Source organism: Nonomuraea lactucae, assembly GCF_003313395.1.
Classification (GTDB): Bacteria; Actinomycetota; Actinomycetes; order Streptosporangiales; family Streptosporangiaceae; genus Nonomuraea; species Nonomuraea lactucae.
In genome coordinates, this window is record NZ_QNFZ01000806.1 from 1 (window position 1) to 5,264 (window position 5,264).

Genomic DNA, 5,264 nt, shown 5'->3' on the forward strand with positions numbered 1-5,264 from the left:
GAGCAGCTGTGGCGGCGGGCGTTCGGCCGCCGCCTGGTGCGTCCCCGTGACGACGCGGCCACGGCCGAGGTGGCGCTCAGGCTGGGCGCCGACGCCCCGGGGACGCGCATTCTGGACATCGGGCTGCGGCTCCTGGGCACCGAGCTGGCCGCTCAGAGCCGTACCCCGCCCACTGTGTACGCGGCGCATCTGTCGGCGCGCAGTCTCGACCTGTGGATTCATCCGCCCGACAGCGACCCGCCCGAGCCCTGGACGGTCCAGGACGGCGGCCAGGTGTGGCGACTGGCCGCGCACGAGGGCCGCCTGCTGGCCGACCGCATCGGCAGACGCGGGGGCCCGACCAGCCAGACGGATGAACGCGGCAGGACGGACGAACGCGGCAGGACGGACGAGCGCGGCAGGGACGAGCGTGGTCGCTCAAGCGGGAGGGCCGTATTTGGTGCTGAGGGGGCAGCATCCTGGAGTGATAGCGAGCGCGAACACGAGCGAGGGCGAGAGTGGGAGTGGGCGCGCGATCACGGGCGCGAGCACGACCACGAGCGTGAGTTGCTGGGCGGTGCGCCGTATCCGGGGCTGGTCTCGCTCGGGACCGATGCGAGCGGGCGGGTGCTGGTTGACCTGGAGGCTGCCCAGGGATTGATCAACATTCGCGGTCGGCAGACCACCGCCGCGCTCGCCGCGGTGGCCGTCGAGTTGGTGACCAATCGGTGGTCGGACCGCATGCGCGTCACGCTCGTGGGGTTCGGTGAGGAGTTGACCGCGATCGCACCCGATCGGGTCAGGGCCGTGGGGAGCCTGGCCGAGGTGCTGCCCGAGTTGGAGGCGGGCGCCGCCCCGCGTCAGGAGGTGCTGACCGGCCGGATCACCGGCAGCCCGCGCGTGGCCCACTACCTGCTCTCGGCTGTGACCCCCACCAACGACGAGGCGCGCCGGCTGGCCCTGCTCGCCCGCGAGGACACGGCCGGGTACGTCGTGGCCGGTGACGTGCCACACGCCACCTGGACCCTGGAGATCACCGACGACGGCAAGGCGCGGATCGGTGAGCTGGGCTTCGAGGTGACTGCTCAGCTGCTGCCACGCCGGCACTATCAGGCGCTGGTCGATCTGTTCCGTACGGCCGGGCGGTACGACGGCGAGCCGATCCCCGAGGCCGAACCGCTGGAGGACCTCCGCAGGCCCGCGGTCGAGATCAGATTGCTAGGCCCCATCGAGATCGCCGGTCTGGGCCCGCTGGAGGAGGGCCGGATGGCGCTGGCTGCCGAGATGCTGGTCTACCTGGCCACCCACCCCGGCGGCGTGCACCCGGTCGTACTGGGCGGAGTGCTGTGGCCACGCGGCGTGCAGGCCATGGTCAGGGACGCCACGATCGCCAGGGTCACCGACTGGCTCGGCGACCGGCACCTGCGTGTCGATGAGGCGGGCCGGCTGAGCCTCGGTTCTCAGGTGCGTACCGACTGGGCGCTGTTCCGGGAGCTGGTGCGCCGCTCCGAGGACGATCCGGCCGCGCGGGCCGTACTCCTGGAGAAGGCGCTCGGCCTGGTCAGGGGGCCGCTGTTGAGCGGGCGGCAGTCAGGCAGGTACGCCTGGCTGGCTGCTGATGATCTCGAATACGACGTCTCCGCCCAGGTGGCCGACGCCGCCCGTCGCCTGTGCGAGCTCCGGCTCGCACAGGGGGAGCCGGAGGGGGCGGTCGTGGCCGTACGCGCCGGGCTGCTGCTCGCGACCGACGACGAGAGCCTGTGGCGCGATCTGCTGCGCGCCACACACGCCACCGGCGACACGGTACGGCTGCGGGCCGCGGTCGACGCGCTGGCCAGGAGGTCGGGTGTCGGCAGGTACGGCGGTGGCCTGGCGCCCGAAACCGAGGCGCTGATCGACGAACTGCTGCCCACCTGGCGCATCCACGTGGTCAGGGAGTCGACGGCATGAGGCGGATGGGGGTGCCGCGTGTCCATGCGCCGGTGTTGTCGCGCTCCGTGGCGATGCTGCCGATGCCGGCAGGGGGGATGGCGCCCATGCGGGGAACTGTGCTGGTGCTCCTGCTTCTGGTTGTGGTGGGGTGCGGGGGGCACGGGGAGCGGCCGTACACGCCAAAGGAGGCGCCTTCCCCGGCGAAGAGCGTGCCGTCTGTGGCGCCGACCGCGCGGGTCGAGACGGTCGCGGTCGGCCAGAAGGTGCAGGTGCGCATCGAGTGGCCCGCCGACGCCGACCCGCTGCTACGGCTCGTCACCGACTACTACCTGGACTCCCGCCGGGCCGTCGTCACCGGCGACGACCGCTACCTGCGGAACCTGGAGTTCGACGCCGCGGACCAGGCGCACGCGTGGGTGCGGGAGTTCGCCGACCAGGAGCGGTCGCTGCGGGGTGTCGCCCGGCTCTACAACGTGCGCGTCCAGGCCGTCATGGGGAAGGGCGCCCAGGTCAACGCGTGCGTGGACGAGTCAGGGCTGCGCCTGATCGCCACGCGCACCGGCAAGGCGGTCTCGCCGCAGCCCCGCTGGACGCGCGTGCCGTACATGCAGGCCGTGGCCGCGCACCGGGGCGATGACGGCGTATGGCGCATCAGAGCATTCGTCCACAGCAAAGAAGGGTGTGGCAGATGAATCCCCTGGTCCCGCTGTTCACGGCGGGGATGCTGCTGATCGGCGCGGGCGCCCAGGCCGCCGCGGCCGACCCGGGCGGCGAGGTGGGCGCCGAGGGGGCGCAACGGGGACGTGAGGCGTCCCTGACGCTCAACCACTCGAAGATCGTGATCACCGGCAACGGCGTCAAGGGCGGCCGGAGCGACGGCTACCGGTTGACGAGCCCCTGCTGGTACGAGCCGGGCCCGACCCCCGAGGAGATGCTGCGGTCGCAGGAGAACTCCGCCGACCACTTCGCCCGGATCAAGGCCGATGAGAAGAGCTTCCGGGCCTACCTGGAGCAGTTCAAGGACAAGATCGGCAAGCCGGGGCGCTGGTGGACGCCCGCCTACAACGCGGCCGACCCCCGGGGGACGGCGTGCTGGACAGCGCTTGACCTGTTCGTCTTCGTGCCGCCGAACACCACTCCACCCCAGGGCATCACGCTGCGCGAGCTGGCCGACATCGCCAGGGCCGCGCTGACCGTGCCCGAGCCCACCGTCAAGCTCAATCCCGACGCCAAGAGCTATGTCAACCTGCCGACCTGGGTGTGGCTGGACGGCGCCGAGCAGACGACCCGGTCGGCCACCGCGACGATCCCCGGCGTCATGAGCGCGACCGTGGTCGCCCGCCTCCAGAGCATCAAGATCGATCCTGGGGCGCCCCGGGATCGGGCCGAGGTGAGCGACGACTGCGGCCCCTCCGGCCGGCCGTACGTCAAGGGTGGCGCGTTCAGGTGTGGGGTGCGATACCTGCGCGCGTCTCTGGACCAGCCGCGTGAGGTCTACCAGCTGACCGTGACCACCGTCTGGCCGGTCGAGGTGGCTGAGCAGGTCGTTCCGGTCCAGTACGCGCCCGTCGAGGTCGGCGTCACTCGCGATGTGCCGGTTGGCGAGGTGCAGAGCACGGTGAGGAAGTCCTAGCGCTAGGACGTTCGAACGCTGGGTGGGCCTGCGTGATGGGCGGTGCCGGGCCCTGGAACAGCCCGGCACCGAGGCGGCCGCGCCGAAGCGTGGCGGGGAGGCCGCAGAAGCGTGGCGGGAGCGGCCACGCCACGAGCGTGAACGGCCCTGTTAGAGCGTCGCCGAGAGCCGGCCGGCCTCGTGGGCCAGCAGCCATTCCTTGACTGGCGCGCCGTAGTAGTAGCCGCCGTAGCCGCCGGTGCTGGGCAGCACGCGATGGCAGGGGACGAATGGGGCGATCAGGTTCTGGGCGCAGGCCGAGCCAGCGGCGCGGGCGGCCGTCCTCGGCAGGCCGGCGCGCTCGGCCAGCTCCGCGTACGACACCGTGTCGCCGGCCTTCACCTCGCGCAGAGCCTGGTGGAGGCGCTTGCGAGTGGCGCTGCCCGGCTGCTCGACAGGGATGGCGTCGAGCGCTTCGAGGTCGCCGCGCAGGTAGTCGCGTACGGCCTGGGCGGCGGGGCCGAGGTCGTCGACCACGTCCAGCCCCTCGGCCCGCAGCTCCGGTGCCAGCCGGGCGTACATCTCCTTGGGTTCGGCGGTGAACCCGCCCGCCACCAGTACGCCCTCGCGCACCAGCAGGGAGAGCGGGCCGATCGGGGTCGGCAGGACCTGTGCGTCGATCATGATGAGCTCCAGAGGTGCAGGGCGGCGTAGGCCCGCCAGGGCCGCCACCGTTCGATGTGGTCGTCGGGAATGCCCAGGCAGGCCATGCGCTTGGTCAGCACGAGGTCGCCGGCGGGCCAGGCGTCGGGGTCGCGCAGCGCGCGCAGCGCGATGTAGCTCGCAGTCCACGGGCCGATGCCTGGGACGGCGAGCAGCTCGGCCACCGCTTCGGCCGGGTCCTGGCCTCCGTCGAGGTCGATCCGGCCCTCGGCCGTTCGGGCGGCCAGCTCCTTGATGGTGGCGATCCGCCGGTTCGTCAGGCCCAGCCCTTCGAGGGCTGTATTCAGGACCTCGGCCGGGCTGGGGAACAGGTGGGTGAGCCCCGCCACGGGCGGGCGCTGCGTGCTCAAGCATGTCGGATCGGCGGGCTGGGGCGGCGGGCCGGACGGTTGGTGCGGCGGGTCGGGGAGCGGGTGTGGTGCATTGGTGGCTGGGGTCGGTGGGCCGGTGGGCGGTTGCAGGAGGTGGGTGGGCGGTGCGTCGGCACGGGCGGGGATGGTGGTGCGGCCTGCTCTCGACACGATCCGGCCCAGCAGCGTACGGGCGCCGGCCACCGAGATCTGCTGTCCCACCACCGCCCGTACGGCCAGCTCGAACCCGTCGAACGCGCCCGGCACCCGCAGCCCCGGACGGGCCTCGACCAAGGGAGCCAGGGATGTCAGCCCCAGTGCCTCGGCGATCGAGCCGGGGTCGGCGTCGAGGTCGAGCAGGCGGCGGCAGCGGGACACTGTGCGGGCGAGCTGGCGGGTGTCGTGCACGGCCACGTCCAGGGCGATGTGGCCGTCCTGGGGGGTGAGGGTGATCGTGCCGCCTGGGACCGCCCGGCTGTACGAGGTGCGGTCCGCCACCTCCAGCCCCGGGATCGCGCGCGAGGCCAGGAAGGCGAAGATCCCGTCTGCGTCGTACGGCTCGCGCCGGTGCAGGCGGAGACGGAGCGTCGAGGTCATCAGCGCGGCGGCCGATGTGGGCGCGGCCCCGGCCCCGGCCCCGGCCCCGGCACCGGCCTCGGCCCCGGCAC

5 protein-coding genes are annotated in these 5,264 nt (G+C 72.7%); 3 read left to right on the forward strand and 2 right to left on the reverse strand.

The features are described 5' to 3' along the window. The 3 genes from DQW85_RS28130 to DQW85_RS28140 form a co-directional block, all read left to right on the forward strand. On the forward strand, nucleotides 1–1,929 hold a 1,929-nt coding region (locus DQW85_RS28130), incomplete at its 5' end, for an AfsR/SARP family transcriptional regulator (protein WP_240197477.1). A 200-nt stretch (nucleotides 1,930–2,129) separates the two neighbouring features. Next, on the forward strand, nucleotides 2,130–2,603 hold the full coding sequence (locus DQW85_RS28135) for a hypothetical protein (protein ID WP_113702903.1): 474 nt from the start codon (nucleotides 2,130–2,132) through the stop codon (nucleotides 2,601–2,603). Continuing rightward, nucleotides 2,600–3,544 carry a hypothetical protein gene (locus tag DQW85_RS28140; protein ID WP_240197478.1) on the forward strand — a complete coding sequence of 315 codons (945 nt, stop codon included), beginning with the start codon at nucleotides 2,600–2,602 and terminating at the stop codon, nucleotides 3,542–3,544. The genes DQW85_RS28135 and DQW85_RS28140 overlap by 4 nt, the downstream gene beginning before the upstream one ends. A 150-nt stretch (nucleotides 3,545–3,694) precedes the next feature. Here the strand turns inward: DQW85_RS28140 and DQW85_RS28145 are convergent, their stop codons facing one another. Together DQW85_RS28145 and DQW85_RS47110 are read right to left on the reverse strand one after the other, a co-directional pair. After that, nucleotides 3,695–4,207, reverse strand: a complete 513-nt coding sequence (locus tag DQW85_RS28145) for a methylated-DNA--[protein]-cysteine S-methyltransferase (RefSeq protein ID WP_113702905.1) — start codon at nucleotides 4,205–4,207, stop codon at nucleotides 3,695–3,697. Then, nucleotides 4,204–5,264 (reverse strand): DNA-3-methyladenine glycosylase family protein (locus DQW85_RS47110; protein WP_275888269.1); only part of this gene is annotated, 1,061 nt, incomplete at its 5' end. The genes DQW85_RS47110 and DQW85_RS28145, both read right to left, overlap by 4 nt.

Coding starts and splice junctions, on each gene's coding strand:
- DQW85_RS28145 (WP_113702905.1), bottom strand. CDS start 4,207: ATGATCGACGCACAGGTCCTGCCGACCCCGATCGGCCCGCTCTCCCTG.
- DQW85_RS28140 (WP_240197478.1), top strand. CDS start 2,600: ATGAATCCCCTGGTCCCGCTGTTCACGGCGGGGATGCTGCTGATCGGC.